This is a genomic window from Bacillus sp. AFS031507 (assembly GCF_002584635.1).
In the GTDB taxonomy this organism is placed as follows: Bacteria; Bacillota; Bacilli; order Bacillales; family Cytobacillaceae; genus Neobacillus.
In genome coordinates this window covers 152254-176730 of record NZ_NUOW01000024.1, presented here as the reverse complement: position 1 = coordinate 176730, position 24477 = coordinate 152254, and the positions used below count along the sequence as shown (strand labels likewise).

The 24477-nt window shown below is 38.2% G+C and carries 28 protein-coding genes; 18 read left to right on the top strand and 10 right to left on the bottom strand.

Going from position 1 to position 24477, the window contains the following annotated elements; translation table 11 throughout:
- Positions 1-164: 164 nt before the first annotated feature.
- Together COE25_RS20940 and COE25_RS20935 are read left to right on the top strand one after the other, a co-directional pair.
- Positions 165-1016, top strand: coding sequence for a GNAT family N-acetyltransferase (locus COE25_RS20940; protein WP_098933985.1), 852 nt, complete (start codon positions 165-167; stop codon positions 1014-1016).
- Between the two features lie 112 nt (positions 1017-1128).
- Positions 1129-2064, top strand: a complete 936-nt coding sequence (locus tag COE25_RS20935; protein WP_088086959.1) for a manganese-dependent inorganic pyrophosphatase — start codon at positions 1129-1131, stop codon at positions 2062-2064.
- A gap of 82 nt (positions 2065-2146) precedes the next feature.
- Here COE25_RS20935 and COE25_RS20930 read toward each other — a convergent pair whose 3' ends face one another.
- Both COE25_RS20930 and COE25_RS20925 read right to left on the bottom strand, forming a co-directional pair.
- Complete coding sequence (locus COE25_RS20930; RefSeq protein WP_098933984.1) at positions 2147-2737, bottom strand: hypothetical protein; 591 nt, start codon at positions 2735-2737, stop codon at positions 2147-2149.
- Between the two features lie 150 nt (positions 2738-2887).
- The gene (locus tag COE25_RS20925) at positions 2888-3709 is read right to left on the bottom strand and encodes a Cof-type HAD-IIB family hydrolase (RefSeq protein ID WP_088086962.1); all 822 of its coding nucleotides are present in this window, start codon (positions 3707-3709) and stop codon (positions 2888-2890) included.
- Between the two features lie 483 nt (positions 3710-4192).
- Between COE25_RS20925 and COE25_RS20920 the strand changes: the two genes are divergently transcribed.
- Both COE25_RS20920 and COE25_RS20915 read left to right on the top strand, forming a co-directional pair.
- Positions 4193-4585: an MmcQ/YjbR family DNA-binding protein gene (locus COE25_RS20920; protein ID WP_098933983.1), complete on the top strand. Its 393-nt coding sequence runs from the start codon at positions 4193-4195 to the stop codon at positions 4583-4585.
- Entirely contained in the window at positions 4582-5154 is a 573-nt protein-coding gene (locus COE25_RS20915; RefSeq protein ID WP_088086964.1) for a DNA-3-methyladenine glycosylase I, read from the top strand. The genes COE25_RS20920 and COE25_RS20915 overlap by 4 nt, the downstream gene beginning before the upstream one ends.
- A 161-nt stretch (positions 5155-5315) precedes the next feature.
- On the opposite strand, the gene COE25_RS20910 is transcribed toward COE25_RS20915, so the two are convergent.
- Positions 5316-5753: a hypothetical protein gene (locus COE25_RS20910; RefSeq protein WP_088086965.1), complete on the bottom strand. Its 438-nt coding sequence runs from the start codon at positions 5751-5753 to the stop codon at positions 5316-5318.
- Between the two features lie 185 nt (positions 5754-5938).
- Positions 5939-6100: a hypothetical protein gene (locus tag COE25_RS30940; RefSeq protein WP_179195788.1), complete on the bottom strand. Its 162-nt coding sequence runs from the start codon at positions 6098-6100 to the stop codon at positions 5939-5941.
- A 297-nt stretch (positions 6101-6397) separates the two neighbouring features.
- Here COE25_RS30940 and COE25_RS20905 point away from each other — a divergent pair, with 297 nt between their 5' ends.
- The 3 genes from COE25_RS20905 to COE25_RS20895 all read left to right on the top strand — a co-directional run bounded on the left by COE25_RS20905 (position 6398) and on the right by COE25_RS20895 (position 8366).
- On the top strand, positions 6398-7063 hold the full coding sequence (locus COE25_RS20905) for a TetR/AcrR family transcriptional regulator (protein ID WP_088086966.1): 666 nt from the start codon (positions 6398-6400) through the stop codon (positions 7061-7063).
- Between the two features lie 38 nt (positions 7064-7101).
- The gene (locus COE25_RS20900; protein WP_088090392.1) at positions 7102-7818 is read left to right on the top strand and encodes a GTP pyrophosphokinase; all 717 of its coding nucleotides are present in this window, start codon (positions 7102-7104) and stop codon (positions 7816-7818) included.
- A gap of 71 nt (positions 7819-7889) precedes the next feature.
- A complete protein-coding gene (locus COE25_RS20895) occupies positions 7890-8366 on the top strand; it encodes a CBS domain-containing protein (RefSeq protein ID WP_098933982.1) in 477 nt (158 codons plus the stop codon).
- A 103-nt stretch (positions 8367-8469) separates the two neighbouring features.
- On the opposite strand, the gene COE25_RS30935 is transcribed toward COE25_RS20895, so the two are convergent.
- Together COE25_RS30935 and COE25_RS20890 are read right to left on the bottom strand one after the other, a co-directional pair.
- Positions 8470-8631 (bottom strand): hypothetical protein, encoded by a 162-nt coding sequence (locus COE25_RS30935; protein WP_168243275.1) that lies wholly within the window; start codon positions 8629-8631, stop codon positions 8470-8472.
- A 170-nt stretch (positions 8632-8801) separates the two neighbouring features.
- On the bottom strand, positions 8802-9920 hold the full coding sequence (locus COE25_RS20890) for a metallophosphoesterase (protein ID WP_098933981.1): 1119 nt from the start codon (positions 9918-9920) through the stop codon (positions 8802-8804).
- Positions 9921-10116: 196 nt separating this feature from the next.
- Here COE25_RS20890 and COE25_RS20885 point away from each other — a divergent pair, with 196 nt between their 5' ends.
- The 3 genes from COE25_RS20885 to COE25_RS20875 all read left to right on the top strand — a co-directional run bounded on the left by COE25_RS20885 (position 10117) and on the right by COE25_RS20875 (position 11942).
- Positions 10117-10464, top strand: coding sequence for a metal-sensitive transcriptional regulator (locus tag COE25_RS20885; RefSeq protein ID WP_098933980.1), 348 nt, complete (start codon positions 10117-10119; stop codon positions 10462-10464).
- A 346-nt stretch (positions 10465-10810) separates the two neighbouring features.
- Positions 10811-11068 carry a hypothetical protein gene (locus COE25_RS20880; RefSeq protein ID WP_098933979.1) on the top strand — a complete coding sequence of 86 codons (258 nt, stop codon included), beginning with the start codon at positions 10811-10813 and terminating at the stop codon, positions 11066-11068.
- Positions 11069-11411: 343 nt separating this feature from the next.
- The gene (locus COE25_RS20875) at positions 11412-11942 is read left to right on the top strand and encodes a hypothetical protein (protein WP_098933978.1); all 531 of its coding nucleotides are present in this window, start codon (positions 11412-11414) and stop codon (positions 11940-11942) included.
- 69 nt (positions 11943-12011) lie between these two features.
- On the opposite strand, the gene COE25_RS20870 is transcribed toward COE25_RS20875, so the two are convergent.
- From COE25_RS20870 to COE25_RS20855, 4 genes are all read right to left on the bottom strand, one after another.
- A complete protein-coding gene (locus COE25_RS20870) occupies positions 12012-12611 on the bottom strand; it encodes an anti-sigma factor (protein ID WP_180247561.1) in 600 nt (199 codons plus the stop codon).
- 157 nt (positions 12612-12768) lie between these two features.
- A complete protein-coding gene (locus COE25_RS20865; RefSeq protein ID WP_088086979.1) occupies positions 12769-13335 on the bottom strand; it encodes an RNA polymerase sigma factor in 567 nt (188 codons plus the stop codon).
- A gap of 160 nt (positions 13336-13495) precedes the next feature.
- Positions 13496-14770, bottom strand: coding sequence for an MFS transporter (locus COE25_RS20860; RefSeq protein ID WP_098933976.1), 1275 nt, complete (start codon positions 14768-14770; stop codon positions 13496-13498).
- Complete coding sequence (locus tag COE25_RS20855; RefSeq protein WP_098933975.1) at positions 14767-16092, bottom strand: alkaline phosphatase family protein; 1326 nt, start codon at positions 16090-16092, stop codon at positions 14767-14769. Before COE25_RS20855 ends, COE25_RS20860 begins: the two co-directional genes overlap by 4 nt.
- A 171-nt stretch (positions 16093-16263) precedes the next feature.
- Between COE25_RS20855 and COE25_RS20850 the strand changes: the two genes are divergently transcribed.
- From COE25_RS20850 to COE25_RS20815, 8 genes are all read left to right on the top strand, one after another.
- A complete protein-coding gene (locus COE25_RS20850) occupies positions 16264-17178 on the top strand; it encodes an alpha/beta hydrolase (RefSeq protein WP_098933974.1) in 915 nt (304 codons plus the stop codon).
- Between the two features lie 230 nt (positions 17179-17408).
- Entirely contained in the window at positions 17409-18437 is a 1029-nt protein-coding gene (locus tag COE25_RS20845) for a Bug family tripartite tricarboxylate transporter substrate binding protein (RefSeq protein ID WP_098933973.1), read from the top strand.
- A 93-nt stretch (positions 18438-18530) separates the two neighbouring features.
- Positions 18531-18983, top strand: coding sequence for a tripartite tricarboxylate transporter TctB family protein (locus COE25_RS20840; RefSeq protein ID WP_098933972.1), 453 nt, complete (start codon positions 18531-18533; stop codon positions 18981-18983).
- Positions 18984-19039: 56 nt separating this feature from the next.
- Entirely contained in the window at positions 19040-20566 is a 1527-nt protein-coding gene (locus COE25_RS20835; RefSeq protein WP_088086985.1) for a tripartite tricarboxylate transporter permease, read from the top strand.
- An 81-nt stretch (positions 20567-20647) separates the two neighbouring features.
- Positions 20648-22273 (top strand): ATP-binding protein, encoded by a 1626-nt coding sequence (locus tag COE25_RS20830; RefSeq protein ID WP_098933971.1) that lies wholly within the window; start codon positions 20648-20650, stop codon positions 22271-22273.
- The gene (locus tag COE25_RS20825; protein WP_098933970.1) at positions 22236-22964 is read left to right on the top strand and encodes a response regulator; all 729 of its coding nucleotides are present in this window, start codon (positions 22236-22238) and stop codon (positions 22962-22964) included. The genes COE25_RS20830 and COE25_RS20825 overlap by 38 nt, the downstream gene beginning before the upstream one ends.
- A 17-nt stretch (positions 22965-22981) precedes the next feature.
- The gene (locus COE25_RS20820; RefSeq protein ID WP_098933969.1) at positions 22982-23188 is read left to right on the top strand and encodes a hypothetical protein; all 207 of its coding nucleotides are present in this window, start codon (positions 22982-22984) and stop codon (positions 23186-23188) included.
- Between the two features lie 198 nt (positions 23189-23386).
- Positions 23387-24418, top strand: a complete 1032-nt coding sequence (locus COE25_RS20815) for an ATP-grasp domain-containing protein (protein WP_098933968.1) — start codon at positions 23387-23389, stop codon at positions 24416-24418.
- Positions 24419-24477: the final 59 nt, after the last annotated feature.

Genomic DNA, 24477 nt, shown 5'->3' with positions numbered 1-24477 from the left:
TTCCAAAGGAAGAAGCTAGTCGCCAGTAAAGGGAGGTTATCCGCCAGTAAAAGAAGCTAGTCGCCAGTAAAGGGAGGTTACCCGCCAGTAAAAGAACCTAGTCGCCAGTAAAAAGAGGCCATCCGCTAGTAAAAGGAGGTTATCCGCCAGAAAGGGTTGAAAATATGAAAATTACATTTAAAAGATTAACAGAATGCACCGTCCAAGATACGATAACAGCTTGGAATCGGGGGTTTGAAGGTTATTTTGTGCAAATGGAAATGACTGCCGAATTGTTTTTTAATCGATTGGTTAATGAAGGATTATCTTTGAAGCACTCTTTAGTAGCTTATGATGGAGAAGACCCTGTAGCGATTGTATTAAATGGATTTCGTGTGATCGACGGAAAAAAAACTGCATGGAATGGCGGGACAGGAATCGACTCCAAATATCGTGGAATGGGTGTTTCAAATCTTTTAATGGAGGCAGCCATAAAAGTTTACTCCGAAGAAGAGGTCGAGGTTGCCACACTTGAAGCCATTAAGGAAAATGAAAGGGCCATTCGATTATATAAAAGACATGGCTATGAAATAATTAATTCACTTGTTTATCTAAATGGGACTCTAGAGGCTGATCACACTCCCATTCCCTTTATATCTATCCGGCCCGAGCAACTGCCAACTTTCCATTTTTATAATGATAAGGTTCCATGGCAATGTCAGTGGCAGAGTGCTAAGTCGGGTGAGGCACAAATCTATTTCGACGGTAATGAAAAACCGTTAGGATATTCATTATATAAGAGAGTGTGGAACCAGGACGGGCAACTGGAAAAAGTAATCTTATTTCAGCTTGAACTATTCAATGACATTAAAAAGGAAACGATAAAGTCTATTTTCACTTCTATATCTGGAGAACATCAAAAGCCTGTCAACTTTATGACAATTAATTCCATATTATCAAATCCTGTTATCCCATTCTTACTAGATTTAGGCTTTGAGAAAAAAACGGAGCAAGTCCAAATGATAAAAAAAATGTAATTAAAAAAATTTTTTTGAATCCTAATTCATAATATTATATAATTTTCGTTAGGGCCATTCTCATGTAGATTGGGCTTGACCTACATAAATTCATCGGATTAGGAGAAATAAAATGGAAAAAGTACTTATTTTCGGTCATAAAAATCCTGACACAGATACGATTTGTTCTGCAATTGCCTATGCAGACTTAAAAAAACAATTGGGGATGGATGTTGAACCAGTGCGCTTAGGACAAGTAAATGGTGAAACACAATATGCACTGAACCAGTTTAATGCAGAGGCTCCACGCCTTGTTGAAGCAGTTTCGAATGAAGTGAACGCGGTCATCCTAGTTGATCACAATGAGCGCCAGCAAAGTGCAAATGATATCGCTGATGTTCGTGTATTAGAAGTAATCGATCACCACCGGATTGCTAACTTTGAAACAAGCGATCCGTTATATTACCGTTGCGAGCCTGTTGGGTGTACAGCAACGATCTTAAATAAAATGTACAAAGAAAACAACAAAGAAATAAGCAAAGAAATTGCTGGTCTTATGCTTTCTGCGATTATTTCTGACTCATTATTATTTAAATCCCCAACTTGTACACCAGAAGATGTGGCAGCGGCACGTGAGTTAGCTGAAATTGCTGGTGTCGATGCAGATGCATATGGCCTTGAAATGCTGAAAGCTGGAGCAGATGTTCGTGATAAGTCAATTAATGAACTCCTAAGCCTAGATGCTAAAGGATTTGAAATGGGCTCAAGTAAAGTAGAAATTGCTCAAGTCAATGTGGTTGACACGGCAGATGTGCTTGCTCGCCAAGAAGAATTGGAAGCAGCAATCTCTACGATTATCGAAGAAAAGAACTTAGATTTATTCTTGTTTGTGGTTACTGATATCTTAACAAACGATTCAGTTGGTTTAGCTTTAGGAAGCAAAACAGCTGCAGTAGAAAAAGCTTATAATGTTACACTTGCTAATAACATTGCTACCTTAAAAGGTGTCGTTTCACGCAAAAAGCAAATCGTACCTGTCTTGACTGATATTTTTACTAAAGGGTTATAAGAAGAAAGACCGTCCATAGACATTTCATGGACGGTTTTTTCAATCTCCTTTTGATTAGTTGAAAAATAGTATATTAGGAAACCTAGTCAGAATTGATTTGATTCTCTTCTTGCTTTTTATTCATTACGAAGAATGTCAATGGCTGGTCGGAACCGGTCATCAATTTATACACATAGGAAGAGGTAATCTTATATCCGTCATCTATCTTCGTGGCCAAATAATTCGTCCGTTCAAACAGAATGGAACGGATATGATTGATTTGACGGGAAATTTTGTCCATTAGGGCTTCTTGATTGTCCAAGCGCTGTAAAACTCCGCCTTGAAATTCCTCTTGTTTAGTCATTTTTTTCGAAATTTCTTTTTGTAATTCCAGTTGTTTATTCAGTTGAATGGCAAGGTTATGATTAGCATCTTCATAACGCTCCAACCGACTTTGTAAATCATTTAGTTGATTTCCTACATGGTTCCATTGATTGAGGTGTGTTTCTTCTTGATGCTGTGATTGCATACCTAATTCAGATAAAGTTTTTTTGAGCGCAGTATTCGCTTTTTGCTGTTCATAAATTAATTGAGACAGGAAATCCTGTCTTGATATGACTTGATTCGATGCTTGTGGATTTTGTTTGTTTTTATAAACATCTGGATGGTCACTGTTATTAATGAATAATCCCATACCTCTCTCCGCCTTTTTTTGTATTTGGTTGCAATATTTTATGCTTGAAAAACTAAAGAGGGGACATGATTGGGCTGTTGGAAAGGAAAGAGTGCAAAAAAAAAACAACGCTTGGAAAATTCCATGCGTTGTTTCGATAAAATTTTATTTTCAAACAAGAGCCGGTGTTTTCAATACGAATTTTTCTACGACCTTTGCGACACCATCATTCATATTGCTGTCAGTGACAAAGTTAGCTTTTTCTTTAATATCGTCTGGAGCATTCCCCATCGCAACACCTAAGCCTGCAAACTCAATCATTGCAAGGTCATTATAGCTGTCTCCAATTGCGATGACTTCTTCGCGCTTAATCCCCAGCTGTTGAATCAAATGGCTAAGGCTTGTACCTTTCGTGACGCCATGCTCCGTAAATTCTAGAAAGAATGGTTTGGAACGCATGACACTTAACTGACCAGCTAACTCTTGCTGCAGTTTTTCTTCTACATCTGCAAGTTTTGTTTCATCTTCAAGCATCAGCACTTTTACAACAGGTTCCGATACAGCCTCCACGAAACTGCCGACTTCAATTATTTCTAGGCCAGTAATTTCTCCTTCAATATTTGTGAATTGGTTTCCAGCCTCGGTAACAATATGATCCCCAACATACGTATGAATCCAAACATTTTCACGACGACTTACTTCATATAAATAGTGAACGACATCAGGCGATAAAGTGCTGCTAAACAGTTCTTCACCAGTTTGACAGTTAGTAATTTTAGCGCCATTAAAAGAAAGAATAAAGCTGCCGAAATCATTCAACCGCAGTTCTTCAGCAATAGCATACATGGCTGACGTAGGCCGGCCAGAAGCTAACACCACTTTCACTCCTAATTCTTGTGCATCCATAAGTGCACGCTTTGTGCGGTCAGATATTGTGTGGTCGTCCTGCAATAGTGTATCGTCTAAATCAAGTACAATCATTTTATAAGGCATTCTTGAAGTCTCCTTTAAACATATGTCATCTAACTATCTTACTATAAATCTAGTAAAAATACGTCCTACAATTGAATCCAATTCGTTTTGAGCCGAATAATATATTAAGAAATCCCATTAAATAATAGAAGGTGACAAGCAGTGTCTATTTTTAGTTTTTTTAATAATAAATGTGATATTTGCAAAAGAAAGATCAAGCCCATACGAAAATATATTAATGATAAGGGCGAGACCATGAAAGTCTGTGTTCCATGTTCAAAATATGCTGAATGGAGGGCTTTTCGAATAAAAAGATAATAGTAGTTGTACTATTTTTGTACAATAAAATTACTTATAATGGTAAAAAATAATCCATATGAATATAACCATCAAGTTATCGAATAATAGGGAATCGACCTCTCAATTTTATGATGGGAGGTTCTTATTTTAAAAAAAATGTGTAATACTTAAGTGAACGTAAGTTATGAAATAAGGGGTATTGCTATGATTCACAATAAAAATATAAATTCAATACAGGGAAATGAACTTCTTTCAAAAGTAAGAGAAATTGCGATTCAATTCCCAGAAGTAACAGAAGCGGTTGATAAATTTGGGCATACATCGTTTCGTGTAAAGGATAAACCATTTATTATGATGGGGGAAAACGAAGAAGGTGCTTCCTTAGCAATTAAAACACTAAAAACGACCCAACAGTTACTACTAGAACAGCCAGAAAGGTTTTTTAAAACTCGTTATATCGGGCAGCACGGCTGGACTTCATTATTTACCAATCAAGATCTAAATTGGGAAGAAATTGAGGGCTATATCAAAGAAGCTTATTTACAGACAGCTCCGAAGAAGCTTTCAAATGAAGTACTGGAGGCTTTTAAAAGATGAATCGATGCAGTTGGGTAAATCAGGATCCACTATATATTGATTATCACGATTATGAATGGGGAGTTCCGGTCTATGATGATCGCCTGCTATTTGAGTACTTAAATCTCGAAGGGGCCCAGGCAGGACTAAGTTGGTACACCATTTTAAAAAAGAGAGAGAACTACCGGAAAGCTTTTGATAACTTTGAAGCGGAAAAAATTATTCGCTATGATGAAAAGAAAATCGAAGAATTGATCCTTAATGAAGGGATTGTCCGTAATAAGCTAAAAATCAATGCAGTCATTACAAACGCACATGCGTTTTTGAAGGTTGTAGAGGAGTTTGGCTCGTTTAGTAAGTACATATGGACCTTTGTTGGCGGTAAGCCTATTCAAAACCACTTCCGTGAAATGAAAGATGTTCCTGCAATCACGGATATTAGTGATCAATTAAGTAAGGATTTAAAGAAGCGCGGCTTCAAATTTGTTGGCTCGACCATCTGTTATGCGTTTATGCAAGCAACAGGGATGGTGAATGACCATATCGTGACCTGTGAATGTTATCAAAAAGCACATCAAATAATGAACTAATGAAAAAAGCGATTATCTCAATGAAGAGACATCGCTTTCCTTAGGTTGTGTAAAGAAAAATATAAAGATGGCAATTGACAGTAAAAATAGAAATATCTCTGCTTTAGAGGGCTCGAACGTTGGGAGGTCTGTTAAAGACAATATGGCCACTTCCTTCTTAATTAGATTAGAATTTCAGGATCGATTTCAAAATGTTCAGATACAATCCAGCGAAATTGAGTAAAGACTTTTTCTAAATCAGGCAATGTAGGTTCGTGTTTAGGAACTCCAAAAATAGGTCCTGTAATATTAATGCTAAACCTGCCTGGTCCTAAAAAGATACCTGACACATTTGTCTGATCGCTAATCAATAGTATGGCTAATAGGATATCCCCAATGTCCAATAACAAACTCAATGTTTTATTACCTGATTTACCTTCTAAACGGTCTCTTCCAGTTAGCGGCCCACCAACAGATAGGGCAAATCCTCCTGGTTCTATAACAAGTCTAACAACTGTCACTTGACCTGTTAATAATAAAAATGCCGTTATAATATCAATAGTTCGTTGGATAGATATAACTGTTTGTAGGCCATTTTCTAAGTCACAACTACTTTTCAACGATTTCACAACCTACTCAAATTAAACTCTTCATGTACAACAATAATGACAAGGATAGAAATCTGTGCAGCTAAAGGATTTCTTTTGTATATTATGAAATGAATAGAAGGATGCTCCTAATTTTACAAAAATAAAGCCCATCACAACCGTGATGGGCTTTATTGGCAATTAAAATGGCTTGCTTATTACTGTGCAGGTTTATCAAGCGCGAAATCTGATGTGGGCAATGTAATGATCTTGCCGCCAATTTGGACATGAATGGTGTCGTTGAAAATGGCTTTCACAATTCCCTTTAAGGAGATGGTTGAATTGACAGAGATTTTTTTGGATTCAGCTTGGTTTGCCACAATATCAACGCCTTTCGAAAATTGGTAGAAATATAGGAACTTATAGCAAAAAATTAAAATAAAGATACATTAAATTATTCGGAAAAATATTAGAAACTCCTGCTTTGGCAAGTGGATTTTTATAAAAAAATCGGTCATGTCTTGATCTATCTATATTGCAAAGGGGTGTTTAAACAATAATAGCGACTTAACATGAACCGTAGGTCAAGTATCGCATTTTTGAATTTGTCTGTCAACGAAAACATGAACTGTGGTTCAAATTTTAAAATCGTGGTATGATATATTTGAGGTGATAAAATGCCAGACAGTGATGACCTATTAATTGGCGAATTCCCTTTTCTCCCAAAACAGGAACGGGCGCAACAAAAAAGAAATGCACTGCTCGAAAGTGGACAAATTTTGTTTATTTCTAAGGGGTACGAGCAAACTACTGCTAAGGAAATTGCTGCCCATGCAGGTGTTGCTACCGGTACCTTTTATCGTTATTTTTCAGATAAACGCCAACTTTTAATGTCATTATTAGAAGACAAATTAGACAAGCTTCTCCCACCTGAACCTAGTTGGATTTCCCATGATCCAGTATCATTATTAGCATCACTTTTAGAAGCCCATAATAAACGCCTTAATGAGTTAGGGATACAGCGTGTGTTGCCTGAGCTAGTGATGAAAGATCCTGGTCTTGCTGAATTTTTGGGTGACGCACGAAGGAAAATTCATTCGAGAATTTTGTTAGGGCTAAAACAAGCGGAAGAAAAAGGATTAACCTGGGAGGATCTCGATTTAGAAACTGTCGCGTGGGCAATTTTAGTCTTAGTGGAAAATGGTCATGGGAAAGAGGGACAAACTGGGAAAAGAGCGGATTTTCTAGAAATTTCGAAAGTAATGTGCCGGATGGTTTTTCCACCAGATGTGTTACAGCAATTGCAAAATTCGGATGAAATGAATAATCGAAATAACAGCTAGAGAGGAAGTAACTGGTGAACTTTGAACATAGTATTGACATGAAAGAACTTAAAGCCCTTAAGGTTGAACTGACGAGGTTTATGATGGCTTATAAGTTTGCGTTAGACGAAATGAACACTAAAATTAACATTCTTAAAGAAGAGTTTAATTATATTCATGACTATAATCCAATAGAACACGTGAAGTCACGGTTAAAGTCACCGGAAAGTATATTCAAGAAAGTCTATCGGAAAGGCTATGACTTTTCTTTACCAGTCATTAAAGAAAAGATCAGAGATATTGCTGGTATAAGGGTTACATGTTCTTTTATTTCAGATATATATGAATTAAGTAAGATGCTCGCTAATCAAAAAGACATACGAGTGGTTGATTACAAGGATTATATAAAAAATCCTAAGCCCAATGGCTACCAGAGCCTTCATTTAATTTTAGAAATTCCGATCTTCATGTCTGACCGAGTGGAAACAACGAATGTTGAGGTACAAATTCGGACAATTGCGATGGATTTTTGGGCAAGCTTAGAACACAAAATCTATTATAAATATAACAAGGAAATTCCCGGACATATGCTTGATGAATTAAAAGAAGCTGCCACAATGGCAGCAGGTCTTGATCGAAAAATGGAAAGGCTTCACAGAGAAATAATAGAGATAAAGCATGCTGATCAAGAAGAGGAAGTAGAGCACATGTTATTAAACATGCAAAAAGAAAACATTCATATTCCATTTTTAGAACCACTCCGCCCTAAAAAGTAAAATTTCTAGCGGAATAGTTTAACTAGCAGATATTCTTTAGCATTTTATTAACTAATGGAAGCGGTGTCGATATGATAAATGTTCAGGTAAAGGATTTTATGGTTAAAGATGTTATATCAGCTAGTCCAAGTGCTTCCATTAAAGATGTAATGACATTGTTTGTTGGGAAAAAAATTGGCGGTTTACCAATTATCGATGAGAATGGTGTGCTACGTGGATTTGTAACAGATGGTGACATTTTACGGGCAATCAGTCCATTGGATCGTCGGATTCATGATTATTTCTCTCTTATCACATATGTTGCAGAAGAAGACATGGAGAATCGGCTGAGTGAATTGGCTGACAGGGAAGTCATTAGGATTGCAAAAACCCACGGAATATTAACAGTCCATCCTGAAGATGAAATGAAAAAAGTTGTCTCACTATTGTCTAAGCATCATTTTAAAAAACTACCTGTTGTTGATGAGTCTAATCATGTGGTTGGTGTAATCAGCAGGGGAGATGTCATTCGCAGCATTCAAGAAACGATTATTAATGATTGGCAATGATAGTCATGCCAATGAGACAGCCCTTCACATTAAAGTGTAGGGCTGTCTTTGGAAAAAAAATATACTCCTAATGTTCCATAATAATATACTTTATAAAACAAAACTATTGTAGTGGCTTTTCAAGCAGGAGCTCAGATGCTGGGAGGGTAATTATTTTCCCGCCAATTTGAACATGAACGGTATCGTTGAAAATGGCTTTTACAATTCCTTTTAAAGAAATGGTGGAATTAACTGAGATTTTTTTCGCTTCAGATTGATTTGCCAAATTAACCAACACCCTTCAAAATAGTTATGAAAATATTATATATGAAGAAAAGGAAATTAAGCTAGTATAAATAATCAGAAAAGTTAAAAAATATTTTCCGTTTTGTGAACGCAAAAATAATTTATCTTCTATTCTTATGTGGGATGCAAATGATTGGTGAGTATTTTACGCTACTCCCTTTTTAAAAAGGTAAGATGTATTTGTATGATTTCAGAACGACTGCCAATCCGAAGTGGAGGACCCCAAAAACCATAACCGGATGAAACAATGGAATGAAGCTGACTTTTCTGAAGATAGCCCCAATCATTTTCAAATATCCTTTTTGTAATCAGATGATTCGGTGCCATTTGCCCTCTGTGTGTATGGCCTGATAAAAGTAAGTCGACACGATTTTCTTGCGCTTGAGTTATTTCAGCTGGCTGATGATCCATCATAATAATTGGCAGGGATGGATCAATATCTGTTAGAAAAGCTTCAATCGGTAGCCGATTTCGATCAGATTTGTCTTTTCGACCTGCAAGATAAAAGCTGTCGGCTATTTTGAATACTTGATCCAAAAGGATAGTTATCCCGATTCGTTCCATTTCCTGCAAAAACTTTGGAATTCCGCCACCATAATATTCATGATTTCCTAGGACTCCATAGACACCTAAGGGAGCCGATAACTCCTTCATGACATCACCCATTTTCTTTTGAGTAAATGGCTCGGGATCGTCGTCAATGATATCGCCTGGCAGTAAAATGATATCCGGCTTTAGCGCATTTACGTTACGGACAAGCCGGCGAACATGTCGGATGCCTGAAAGTCTGCCAAAATGCATATCAGAGGCCATGGCAATTCGAAGCTCAGTTAGATTGCCCACCTGTTTTGGAATGACAAGTGAAAAAGTCCGAACGACAGGGCTATATGCATTAAACGTTCCGAAGATAAATAGAATAACAAAAGATATTAACACCGCTCCTCCTACCCAATTGATGACTGATGTTGTGGAAAAATCCGCAAAAATGAGAACAAAGGCAACAAGATTGGAAAGAGGCAGGAAAAGGATGGCATATTGGAATAATCCAAACCAATAAGAGCCGATCATTTTAAATAGAGGCACTTTTTTTGTGAAATGTCCGATGATGTATGAATAGGAAATGAGACTAACGACTAAACCGTATATCCATTTATCCTGCAAATCAAATACTGAATGCAGCCAAACCCAGCCGTTCCAACCGATATAAAATGTTATGGCAGAATAAACAATTATGATGGTCATGAAATTTATCAAGTAGCGTGGTTTCATCGATTGCTCCTTTATTGAGGGAATTTTCCTTAAAACATGAAATGTAGTTCAAGTATTGCATGGGCATGCAAGGGCTGTCAATTAATCCAACCCATGTGGTTAGTTTGCTTTTATGTCTTTCATAAATCTTTTGTAGCAACCGTTCCCGTCACTTTCCTGAGGTATGATATAATATTCCCAAAAAGGAGATGGACCAATGTCTAATGAATTAGGGAAGGTAGATGAACTTTTTGATAATACCTGCTGTTCAGATGAAGGCAGCGATCGGAAGAGTCATCATCCGGATAAAGTAAAAAATAATCTTGTTACGAGACTAAACCGGATTGAAGGGCAAATTCGCGGCATAAAAGGCTTAATTGAAAAAGATACATATTGTGATGATGTCATTAACCAGATATCAGCCACACAATCCGCCTTAAACAGTGTCGCCAAAATCCTGCTTGAAGGTCATATGAAAAGCTGTGTTGTCGAAAGAATTCAACAAGGTGATTTTGAAGTCTTGGATGAAGTTCTCGTCACCATCCAAAAATTAATGAAAAAATAATCTAATCTATTGGTGTTCTAAGGACAATCAAAAAATAATATTTTTCGACGGAGAATGTACCCTGGTACATTCTTTTTTATTTTATAGGAAATTAGGTCTCTACTTCTGGTGGAAAGTTAACAAATGTGGCGGTAACAGTTAAGTAGTTTTAGGACATTGTAAAAATTTGAGAATTGTCAATGTACTAACTTTCATTAATATGAAATAGGTAAATCTAAGCAATCTCTTGCTGGAAAGGTACTAATATTAGTATACTTTCCGGCTTTTTTTATTTGGGATACACCATCTTTAAAGAACGTTCCATTCAAAAGGTGAATATAATATTTACAAGGAAGGGTGGGTGCACATGTTTTTCTGTGGGTTAGTTCTTATTGGGATGGTCATTCCATTCATATTAATGAAAATAGATTCTAGATTGGTAAACTGGATCCCTGCGGTATTCTTTTTAGCAGCAGCAATCATAATGGGTGCGAAGGCGGTATTTTATCCAGGTGAAGGAATGGCTGATTTAGCTGAGAGAATCTATTTTATGATGTTTGGATCCGTTGCGATTGGTTCCATTATTGGTGGGACAATCGTTCACTTTATAAAAAGTAAAAAATAAACGCGCTCTTTCCAAAAGATTGTAGATTCTTAAATTCGCCCATAGAAGCACTAGATTCGCCCATAAAACCCAAAAATTCGCTCATAAAGCCCTCAGATTCGCCCGTAAACCTCAAAAATTCGCCCATGAATGGGATAAGTCGTTAAATAAATCATAAATGCCCAAAATCGGGGTGTAATTTTATACTAAATATCATTTTGATGAGGCTCCCCTTGAGTGATAACAACATGATTTACGAAAAAAGCAGAATAAATAATAAAATTTGAATTTCCTTCAAACCGATTGGGATTTATCCTCGTTACCTTTAACGAAGAACCAATAAGAATGAAGGAGTTGCATGTAAATGAAAAAGCGTTTAAAAGTATTACTTGGGATGTCAATTATGTCGATGTTTTTGTTTGGTGCAGTTGCATTCGCAGCAACAGATTTTACACTACTGGGATTTTCTAAAGTGGTCGCAGAAAGGAAGATTGAGGCAGGGGCAGCTGCAAAACTAAGTCACAGCGGAATTAAAATTCAAATTCCCGAAGGAGCTTTTGCCCACGACGTCACGTTTCAAGTGCTTGAAGGGGATAATAGTAAATTCCAAAAGGTGGCTCCTTCTGGAGAAACCGTTATCATGAATTTCGCGTTTAGAGTCATAGATTTAGAGACCGGTCAGATAATAGATAGATTTAATAATAAACAACTCACGTTCAGCTTTAAAGATAAGGATATTAACAAGGGAAGTATTTACTACAATTTCAAAGGTGATGGGACGATTGCAAATAACAATGCACAATCTGTGATCGATGGAAGAACGTTAACTCATCCGGTCGGAGCTGCACCTGTAGGTTGGTTTATTACATCACCAACGGAAAGTATTAATAAATAAGCAATAAGCAACTTATACTTAAATAAAAAGCCCATGATTCTCAGTCTGAGATTCATGGGCTTTCTTCATTTATGTTCCTAGAACCTTTTTGCCACGTGGTTGGGTTCCATTTGCATCTGGTTCGAGTGAAATTCCTATCGCATCAAAAGATATTTCCTTGTTCAATTGGTAGATCAGGTAGCCATTGCCCTCTTTATCCACATGGAAGGTCCCGGCACTTTTTCTGTTTCCATCATCAATGAGCCACACTTGATAAGCCTCAGAGCCCTTGGTATTCGCCAGTCCTTGGGCCTGAAAAACAAGCTGTTTTTTATCTCCTTGCTTGTAAATTAATGCCTGCCCTTGAGCAGAATCTCCTGCAGGATTTGCTGTTTTTAACGCGTATACCTGGATAACCTCGGCTGGAGTTTCCGTTTGTTCCGTTAATTCTGTTACCTGATCTCGGAGATTTATATTGTTCCAAATGACTCCTCCAAAGCAAAAGAGGAGAGCGGCGGCAGCCAATCCATAAAGAGAGGAGCGAATTCGGACTAATTTCTTTTTTGATCCATTTTGATTATTCCTTACAATCACAGTCTGGGAAGTGTTTTCAGGAGGGAAGATGGCGTTCATCACTTCATCCTTTAAATCAACAGGTACCTCCACTTCATCTAATTCATAAGGGAGCATAGTCCACGCCTCCTGCAGATCTTGCATGTCTTTTTGACAAGACGAACAATTCAAAAGGTGCCTTTCCATCCTAATCCGTTCTTCGTTAGTAGTTTCACTTATCAAGTAAGAGACTAATTCATTGGAAAATGAACAGTTGCTATTTAAACTCATATTTTCATTCCCCCATTTCCACGACAACGTGTTTCCGCAAAACCTTCAGAGTCTGATGCAGCCTGCTTTTTATTGTGCCGATTGGTTCCTTATTCATTTCTGCAATTTCACTAAGCGTGTATCCTTCCCAATATAACCACTGGATTAGTTCGATTTGATTTTTTGATAGATATTGATAGGCTTTCTGTATTTGTTCTCGGACGAGCTTGCGTGATAAAATCTCTGCGGGATTGGAGGATTGATGACCGGGAATCTGCTCCAATTGTTCTTGGTCTATTGAGACGATTGCTTGTTCCTTTTTTTCCTTGCGGTGATGATCAATCGTGATATTACGAGTGATTGTTAGAAGCCAATTGACGAAATGTCCCTTTTCCGGGTTATAACCGGTCTCCGTCGTCCATACTCGTGTAAAGACAGTTTGTACAATCACTCTAGCTTTGTCTGCATCCTTTGTTGATTTGATAACGAAGGAGTATACCAGTTTAATATAGCGGTCATATAATTCTTCTAAAGCCGGACGATGCTTAACTTTAATTAAAAGCATTAACTCGGCATCACTCAATTTTTGCATAAAAAAGGCAGTCCTCCTGTTCATTTCCTGATCCCTATACATAAATAAACGAATTTACAAGAAAATCGGTTTTAATTTTATATAGAAATTTTGAAAGATTATTGGTGTCAGGCACCATTTTAGTAAAAAAAATAGACCTCAAGATGAGGTCTTGAAATTTTTATTGAGTAATAGAATTTGATTGTGATATGGAGGTTGACTCCGGTACGCGAAGGAGGAGGATGCCTCCAAAGATGAAAAGAACAATTAAGCTAAACACACCGCTGTTGGTATTTCCGGTTATCTGTGCGGTGAATCCAACAAGGAATGGCCCTAAAATAGCTGCAAATTTATAAAAAATACTATAGAAGCCAAAGAACTCATTGGCGTTTTCTTTTGGAACTAGTTTCGCAAAGTAGGAGCGGCTTAGGGCCTGGATTCCACCTTGGGAGGAGGCAACGAGCATCGCCAAAATCCAAAAATCTAACGTAGTTTTTAAGAAATAAGCATACGTACAAATGATGATATAAACAAAAATTCCAACTAGCAGCATCGTTTTGCCTTTAAATTTATCGGCAAGCTTTCCAAATAAAATCGCGAATGGTGCAGCAACTACTTGTGTCGCAAACAAGATAATGAGTAGGTTAGTGGAAGTTATTCCTAGGTCAGATCCGTATGCTGTAGACATGGTAATAATCGTATTCACTCCGTCAATATAAAAGAAATAGGCAATTAAAAACAGAAATAATGGACGGTACAATTTAATCTTCTTAAATGTTTTAACAAGCTGTTTAAAGCCATTGGAAATGGGATTTGGAACGGATTCTTTATAATAAACCTGTTTTACATTTTTTAGCATCGGAATCGTGAATAAGCCCCACCATAAGGCGGTAATCGCAAAAGCCGCTTTACTTGCAACCGTAACAGATATTGGGAGGATGTTTTGCTGCGATAATATAATCAGAGCAATGCTGATAATAAAGGGGATTGTACTTCCGATATACCCCATTGCATAGCCTTTTGATGAAATCTGGTTCATCCTCTCCTCAGTCGTTACATCGACAAGAAAAGCATCATAGAAAATATTTGTTCCGCCAAAACCAATCACGGTAATCATGTAACAAATTAATAAAAATAGCCATTGATTACTAGGTACGACAGCAAGCAGCAAGGTAAATACAATTCCTAATGAAAAGAAAAAGGTAAAAAATCGTTTCTTAAACCCCTTGAAATCCCCTATACTTCCTAAAATAGGTGCACAAATCGATATAAGCAGGGTGGCAAACGAATTAGCATAGCCCCAATAGGCAGTGGAAGTGGAAGCTTCAAGTCCCGCCTCGGTAGCTGCTGCTTTAAAATAAAGCGGAAAGATTGCGGTTGTGATTAGGATCGAATAAGCAGAGTTTGCCCAATCATATAACGCCCAGCTCTTTTCTTGCTTTGACATCCGACTCATAGATTTTCCCCCTTTTCATTCTTCAACATTTCTTCTATCGTCCTTCCATCTGTCTGGCCTAAATTCACTCCTAGGAGCCTTGCAAATGTTGGACCTTCATCAATGAGACGGATAGAAGGAAGGGTGATTGATTTTATCCCTTTTCCAGCTGCCATAAAAATGGTTCCATAATTTTCTTTCTCAGGTGAATAGCCATGACAGGCCAAGGTGTATTTATGATCCGCGTTTACGTCCTCCTTCGTGATCGTTTTGATGAACTCCTCTTCGAAGTCTTCTAAAAAGAAATATCCTCTTTGGGCTTCAACCATAAAGGAACATGTTCCATCTGCGCCTTTTTCAGCCGCTTGTTCCCCTGTAAGAACGTTTTCAATCCCGTTTTCAGGATCAACATGTAAGGAATCTAGCAATCGTCTTACGGTATCCTGTGTGGCGAAATCTTGTTTGTCTTTAATGTAAATATATGCAGAGCCATCACAACTTTTACAATATGCCTTCCAATTAATTATTTTTCCTTTTCCATTAGTGGTGATCAGATGTTGCTTACGGAAAAGGACATTTAGGTTGATGGCTTTATTTTCATCTAATGCACTATGATCACCTAGTGCAACTACAGTGGAATTCTCATAGATACCGCTTTCCTTTAAGGCCTCGATAATTCTGCCAAGTCGGCTATTGTGGCGGTCGATTGCCGCGAGTGCTTCCTCCGAAGAAAAACCATGGTAATGCCGCTGGGTATCTAAATCCGTAAAGTGGACCATCAATAAATTCGGCTTCTTGGTTTTAATGGTATCGACGGTTGACTCCAAGACGAAGTCATCCAATTCCGGTTGACTAAGGCCTTTTCGGATATGCCCGTAACGTTTATTTAGATCCCACTGAAAGCGGGGACTTCCACTCATCAGTGAAACAAGAATTTGATTATGCCAAGGGCGGTTCGCAAAAATTTCGGGCATATTATAGTCAATTTTTGCTTTGGCTGTTACTGGCCATAATAAAGCAGCTGTAGTCATATTTGCCTTTCTTACTTCGTCATACAAGGTTGTTCCTCGAATACAATTTCTGAACCAGTTCCAATCAGGAGAAACCATGCCTGGCTGTAGAAGTGTGTTATTAATTACACCGTGGCGGTTCGGATAATTACCAGTGACAATCGTTGCATGACAAGGATAAGTGACGGAAGGGTAAATGGATTCGACTTTTTCTACATAGGTCCCATTTTTTAATAGGGTTTGAAAGTGTGGTAGTTCTTTTAACTTAGGAAAATCTAAAGCTGAAAGGCAATCAAATGAAATGATAATTAAATGGTCAGTCAGTCGTTTCATAAATTGGAAAACCCCCGAAAATATCTACCTCTTACTACAATTGTACTACAGGTAGGAGGAAATGGAAGAATGGTTACAGAATATTTACAATATTGTTGAAAGCATTGATTTAATAGAAGGTTTTTCTAGTATAATGATATTAGCAAATTCTGGATTAATGGGGGTAAGTAGATGCCAAGTATCCGAAGCTATTTTTTTGAAAAAGGGATTAAACTTTCGGTAAAAAGAGCATTAAAGAAGGGGATATCAGACCTGGCGAAGGATGAACAGCGGCAGATGCTCGACACGGCTGCAAGAAAACTGGGAAAACTCCCAAAAAACTGCCAGGTTGAGCAACTTGAAATTGAAGGCTTGTACGTTGAGTGGCTTACTTCCAAAGACATCTTAGAAGATAGGGTGATCCTTTATTTACACGGTGGTGGTTATGCATTTTGCTCAGCCAATACCCACCGCCCACTAGCGGCTCGAATTGGGAAAGCGGCGGGTGTAAAGGTGTTATTTCCGGAGTATCGTCTGGCACCGGAACATCCATTTCCAGCTGCAATCGAGGATGCTGTTACCGTGTACCGCTGGCTATTGCGACAAGGTTATGATTCCTCCAAGATTATTTTGGCAGGAGATTCTGCAGGAGGTGGCTTAAGCATTGCTGCCACTTTGGTCTTAAGGGATCAAAATGAACCGTTACCGGGGGCCATTGTTTGTCTTTCTCCTTGGGTCGATTTAACCAGCAGCGGGGAAAGTTACCGTAAAAACAAGGAAGTTGATCCCTATTTAAGTGTGCAAGGTGTAAGGGATGCAGCACTAATGTATGCGGGGAATGAGAATTCCCTCAACCATCCGCTCGTATCACCTGTCTTTGCAGACTTGACCGGGCTTCCGCCATTATTCATCCAAGCAGGGAATCATGAGATATTGCAAAGCGATGCAGAATTGCTCGCCACACAAGCACGTCATGCAGGTGTTGATGTCACTTTTAAAATATGGGACAAGATGTGGCATGTCTGGCAAATTAGTGGTGATACTTTACCTGAAGCGAAAAAGGCTGTAAGTGAAATAGGGAATTACCTAAAGAAAACCTTCCAATAATTTTTTTAAGCATACCTTGGCCAGACATTGGGTCCAAGTTATAAACGAAAATCTGAGAACTCCTGAGATCCTGAATCAGGAGTTCTTTCACGTGTTGATAACAATAATTCAACCTATGAACTTTATGAACAAAATGGTAGTTAAGTTTTTAATGCTGTTTAAATGAATAATCTATGAAAACCTCAAAATTTTTGTAAAATTAAGAAAACGTTTACAAAGGGGGAAATGAAATGTTTTCTATCAAAAGAATTTCAGCAGTAATGTGTGCAGGAGCATTGGCATTAAGTTTGGGGGCTTGCAGCAGTAAGGAAACAGCGAGTACAAGTAAAAAAGAGGAAGGAACCGGTTATCCAACAAAGGCTATTAGTGTCATTGCACCATCAGGAGCAGGTGGTGGCTGGGATTTAACAGCCCGCTCGTTTACAAAAGTGTTAAGTGAAACAAAGCTAGTTAAGCAGCCGCTAACAGTTGAGAACAAGCCTGGGGGCGGAGGGGCTGTTTTTATGGCCGAATATGCAACCCAGCAAGTGGAAAATAATGACATGCTGTTTGTCAATTCACCGCCGATTATTATCAACAATTTAAAGAAAGAAGGAAACAGTCCGTACGGTTATAAGAATACCACACCATTAGCACAACTTACGAAAGACTATGGAGCAATAGTTGTTAAAGCCGATTCCAAATTTAAAGATTTAAAATCGGTTTTGGAAGAAGTAAAGAAGGATCCTAGTAAGTTGACTTTTGCTGGTGGCTCAGCACCAGGTTCGATGGATCATTTAGTTTCCATTTTACCAGCCTATAAATATGGGGTTGACCCAACCAAAATTAAATACGTTTCCTATGATGGCGGTGGCGAAGCGATTACCGCATTACTTGGAGGAAACGCAGATGTAATTGGGACGGATGCCTCTAGTGTAAAAGAGTTTCTTAAGGCTGGCAAAGTAAGGGTGCTGGCGATTACATCCACTGAACGCTTATCAGGTGACTTTAAAGATGTTCCAACAGCGAAGGAACAAGGTGTCGATGCAGAATTTACGATTTGGCGTGGTGTATTTGGTCCAGAAAAAATGTCCGAAGAAGCAAAAGGTTATTGGGAAAAAACCATTGATAAATTAGTTCAATCATCTGAATGGAAAAAAGAAGTCGAGACACAAGGCTGGGAATTAGAGTATAAAAATGGGGCAGATTTTAAAAAGTTTTTAGAAGATCAGGAATCACAAGTACAACAATTATTAGAAGCATTAGGAATGCAGAAGTAGAAGTAGAAGTAAAAGTAGAAGTAATCCAAGAGGGAAGGAACGACTTTCTCCTTCCCTTTCATTTTAAAAACGCACGGATTGGGGGGATTGCGGATGGACATTAAATTTGATCGCATCGCTGCTATAGTGTTTCTAGCTGTAGGAGTCCTATTTATTATCGGAAGCAGAAATATTGCAAGCTCTTCGTATGGAAGTGTAGTCGGTCCAGATATTTTTCCATTTTTTCTGGGGGTTTTGCTGACGATCTTAAGTATTCGCTTATTTTATGAAACCTTTAATGGAAAAACGCAGGAAAAGAAAAAAGAAAAATTGCAGTATAAGCCTTTTTTAATCATATTGGCAGCCACATTAATCTATATTTTGACGCTGGAATCAGTTGGTTATGTGATCTCAACATTTTTATTTCTTTTTGTCTGCTTTCAGACAATGGAACGTGCTAAATGGCTGACCTCACTAATAATCGCTGGATGTTTTTCGGGCCTTGTCTATTTCATATTTGTCGAAATATTAAAAGGAACGCTTCCAGGCTGGCCAATTTGGTTTTAGTCAATTAAGTTATGGTGTCAGGCACCATGTTTCTTGGAAGGAAAGGGGGATATGTAATGAATACTCTTGATTATTTGATGCACGGATTCGGTTCGGCACTTATTTGGTATAATTTACTTTTTGCATTTGTTGGAGTTTTGATTGGGACAGCCGTTGGGGTGTTACCGGGGATTGGTCCGATGAGCGGCGTTGCTTTGCTTATTCCTGTTACCGCTTCCATTACGGGAGGACTTCCTCCTGAACAAGCCGCAACTAGTGCCATCATTCTACTCGCTGGTGTCTACTACGGAGCCATGTATGGTGGATCAACCACTTCTATTCTATTAAATACTCCTGGCGAGTCATCGTCAGTAGTGACAACATTAGATGGTTATCAGATGGCAAAGAAAGGACGAGCGGGTAGTGCGTTATCGATTGCGGCAATTGGGTCGTTTGTGGCTGGAATCTTCACGTTGGTCGCACTAATTGCCTTAGCGGAACCATTGTCAAATCTAGCACTTAAATTTGGTCCTGCTGAATATTTCTCTCTGATGCTCTTAGGACTAGGCGCTGTTAGCGGATTGGCAGGAAAGTCCGTTACGAAAGCCTTAATTATGACGGTAAGTGGGCTGCTCCTTGCTACGATCGGAATTGACAATGTTTCTGGGATAGGCCGTTTTACCTTTGATATTCCTTGGTTATACCAAGGGATTGAATTTTTGACCATTGCCGTAGGTTTGTTTGCCCTTGGCGAGGTGTTTAAGACAATCTTAGAAAAAGATGAAGAAGATACACAAATGGCAAAGATTAATAATTTACTGCCTTCAAAAGAAGAGTTGAAAGAATCGGCTGGACCGATCGCCAGAGGATCCATCTTAGGTTTTTTTATCGGGATTTTACCCGGAGCAGGGGCTACTCTAGCATCCTTTTTTTCTTACATTTTAGAAAAGAAGATCTCCAAAGACCCCTCAAAATTTGGAACTGGAGCGATTGCTGGTGTGGCAGCACCAGAATCTGCGAATAATGCCGCATCAGGTGGAGCGATGATCCCATTGTTAACATTAGGAATTCCGGGCTCCGGCACAACTGCCATCCTGATGGGGGCACTGATGATGTATAACGTACAGCCAGGTCCGTTATTATTCGAAGATCATCCCCAGGTTGCATGGGGGTTGATTGCGAGTATGTTTATTGGAAATATCATGCTGTTAATACTCAACCTCCCGCTTGTTAAGGTATTTGCAAAAATCATTCAGACACCCAAGCAATATTTGATTCCAATCATTATTGCCATCTCTATTTTCGGAGTTTATGCGGTTCAAGTTTCGATTAATGATCTGTTGCTTCTATTAGGATGCGGTTTAGTTGGCTACTTTCTTAATAAACATGATTACCCGATTGCACCATTGGTGTTAGGACTTGTACTAGGTCCAATGATTGAGAATAACCTGCGAAGAGCCTTAACGATTTCAAATGGAGATTTTGGACCCTTTTTCACACGTCCTATCTCATTAAGTTTCTTAATTATGACCGTTCTTTGGTTGGTTATTCCGGTCATAATGAAGATGAGAGGAAAAAATGTCGTTATTAACGAAGAAGGATAATCTTTTTAAAGTTCTGATTATTGCAAAAAACCCCTTTTTTTAAGGGGTTTTTTTCTATATGATAAATGTAGAGGTGTTTGTATGCGATTACATACGAAATTAATGTTAGGTATTTTTATATTAATCCTCCTAATTGGCGGGATTTTTGAAATAACTTTTAAAAATATTATGGAATCCAATCTTAAGCACGAAAAAGGGACGAAGGCCTTATCGGTGGCACAGTCCATCTCAAATATGCCAGATATTCAAAAAGCCTTTTCTAGTTCCGATCCTGCTGCTAGTATACAACCAATCGCAGAAAAAATTAGAAAACAGGTTGGAGCGGAATTTATTGTTATCGGGAATCGAAAGGAGATTCGCTATTCACATCCAGACCCGAACCGATTAGGACAAAAAATGGTTGGCGGAGATAATGATCGAGTCTTTAAAGGAGAATCGGTTATCTCAGAATCGATTGGAACCCTTGGGCCTTCCTTGAGAGGAAAAGCACCCATATTTAATGATGGCGAAGTTATTGGAGTGGTTTCAGTAGGATATCTTCAAACGGATATTGATAAAGAAGTTTCAAAGATTAGAAGAAAAATCTTTATGGTAACAATGATTATATTACTGGGAGGGTTACAAGCCGCATTATTAATCTCCTTAAATATTAAGCGAGCGATTTTCGGACTAGAACCAAAAGAAATAGCTTGGATGTACCAGGAGAAACATGCCATATTAGAATCCATCCATGAAGGAATTATCGCTGTCGATACGAATGGGCGAATAACTGTAGTCAATGAAACCGCACATAAATTTCTTAATGTTCCGAAAGAGGTCCTGCTTCGTGGAAAAAGAATTGAAGATGTACTTGAAAATACGTATCTATATGAAGTTGTTCGAACGGGTCTTGCGGAGTATGATCGGGAATTTGCCATTTTTGGAGAGGTATTTTTGGTTAATCGTATTCCTATTTTTAATAAAAAGGGAGAAGTAATTGGAGCAGTTGCTAGCTTCAGAAACAAGTCAGAGCTTTCCAATCTGATTCAGGAATTGTCCCATGTAAAAGCATATGCTGAAGGACTAAGGGCACAGACACATGAATATTCCAATCGTCTTTACACACTTCTTGGCTTGATTCAGCTCGGTTCTTATAAAGAAGCGATTGATTTCATTTCAAGGGAAGTGGATGTCGCGCAAGGTTTCATAAGCTTCCTAATGAAGGAAATTCCTGACCCGATCATTGCCGGTTTTATTTTAGGTAAGGTCAGTTTATCGAGCGAGTTAAAAATCAATTTTACAATAGACCGAGAGAGCAGCTTTATGGATGTTCCAGCGGAAATCAGTAGGGATACGTTAGTCACAATTATAGGTAACCTTGTCAATAATGCCTTCGATGCTGTAAGAGAAAATGGTAAGGAAGAAAAAAGAGTTTCTTTGTTTTTAACTGACCTGGGAAAAGAATTGATTATTGAAATAGAAGATAACGGCAAAGGCATTGACCCGATCCTTAGTGAACAAATTTTTCAAGATGGATTTTCAACGAAAAACCGTCAAAGCAATGCGGGGATTGGGTTAAGTCTTGTTAAGAAAGCCATAAAGGACTTAGGGGGATATATCACCTTTTCCTCGAATGAAGGAGCAGGGACCATTTTCACAGTAGCGATACCAAAAAGCAGGGGGTGTTTGAATGAAGCAGAACCCGGATATAGAAGTGTTAATTGTTGAGGATGACTTACGAATTGCAGAAATTCAAAAACGATTTATTGAACAGATTGCTGGTTTTCAAACGATAGGAATTGCGGCAAGTTATCAAGAAGCAAAGACCTATATTGATCTACTACAGCCAGACCTTCTCTTGCTGGATGTATATTTTCCAGACATGAATGGAATTGATTTACTTAAAGAAACAAAGCAGCAAAATAAACAAATGGATGTAATCATGATTACGGCCACAAAAGAGATCCATAAGGTTCAAGAGGCAATTAGTATAGGTGTGTTTGATTATATCATTAAACCAGTGATTTTCGAGAGATTCAAACAATCATTGCTTAGGTATCAGGAATTTCATACCAAGCTAGTTGAATTGAGGAATGAAAATCTCCATGTCACCCAAAAACAGGTGGACAAGCTGCTGCGAAAAGAAATTGATCGATCCCTTAGCGAGAAAGCTTATTTGCCGAAGGGAATTGATCCGCTTACACTTGAAAAGGTTTTGGATGTCCTGTCGAAAGTCGACTTCGGATTAACAGCAGAATTTGTCGCCAAAGAAATAGGCGTAAGCAGGACAACAGCAAGAAGGTATCTTGAACATCTCATGTCAGAGGAAAAAATTGCAGCAGATTTAGCTTACGGAACGGTGGGCCGTCCTGAACGTGTCTATTTGGTTAGAGGTGCATCCAAACAGCATAATCACTAAAAAGGAAGAAGGCTCTATTGGAGAGCCTTCTTCCACAAGAATTACGCAAAAATTCCACGGCAATGGGGTTATTTGGCGGAGAATTTCTCATATCTGAAATGAACTTTTTAGAAAAACAAATTGTAAAAAAAGTGAGCGGTGCAACCATTGATCAATCCAATTTAGATTATGAGGCCATCAAGGAATTTGCGTCCAAATTAAATAATATAAAAAGTCTTGTTTAGTATCAGGTTATTAACTTGAAAATGGAATGAGAGCGTTTCTGCTTTTGCAGAACGTTTTTTTTGTTTTTTAAGGGCTTATAGACAATTTATTCGATGTCCCACATTGGAATATGAATTTTTTGTCAAATTTTGCTTATAAAAACAAGAAACAATGACTATAATGAAAGAGGTCTTAATACAACAAGGAAGAGGATTTAAATGAAGATTTGGTTTAACAGATGGTTTACAACGGTTTCCCATTATATTGATATGATCCGGTTCAATGAAGATAAGCGGAATTTTATCATTTATGGGACACATCCGAACAAAGATGCCCTTTATTTACAAAATTGTGATTACGCCTTTGTCGAGCCAGATATATCTGGTGAAGAATATATTGGTTTTTGTCTTGAATTTTGTCAGAAGCATGGGATCGATATTTTTGTCCCAAGGAAAGAAAATGTCCTCATCTCAAAAAGGCTTAGTGAGTTTGAGGCTTTGGGTGTTAAAGTACTAGTTTGCCCTGAAGCAAAGTTGATGGAGACAATGGATAATAAAGCAGATACCTATCAACTTTTATCCAAAGGAGCAGCAGGATTTTTGATACCGGACTATTATGTCGTCAATAATCTTGAAGATTTTAAGAGGGCGTATGAAAAACTAAAGGAAAAAGGCTATACGGTTTGTTTTAAACCAGTGATTGGTGAAGGTGCCAACGGATTTCGGGTCATAATAGACCAAATTGTGTCCATTGACCAGTTTTTCAATCATGGAATTGGTTTTCGTATTCCCTATGCCCATGCCTGCGAAATTTTGAGCCAGCAAGATACATTCCCTGACTTAATGGTGTTGGAATTCCTAGAAGGAAGAGAATATAGTATTGATTGTTTATCGTCCCATGAAAAGTTGTATGCTGCTATTCCTCGAATGAAGGGGGATGGACGAGTCAGGGAGCTTGTGGAACAATCGGAACTCATTAAATTAGCACATGATTTTCATCACGAGTTCAGATTGCCTTATGTATTCAATATTCAAGTAAAATATAACAACAATGGTGTGCCGAAACTGTTGGAGATTAATCCGCGAATGAGCGGGGGAATGCACATTAGTTGCTTGTCAGGGATTAACTTGCCTTATCAAGCCATCAAGATTTTACTTGGTGAAGAGGTGGAAGTAGTCAAACCAAGGTTTGGAATTCGAGCAAGTCATATTGAGAAGGAAATGATTCTGAAATATGGCGATATTAGTTAAATAAATAAGCAAAAAAAGAAAAGAGCAGGTTTTTTGTATCTACCCGCTCTTTTCTCTAT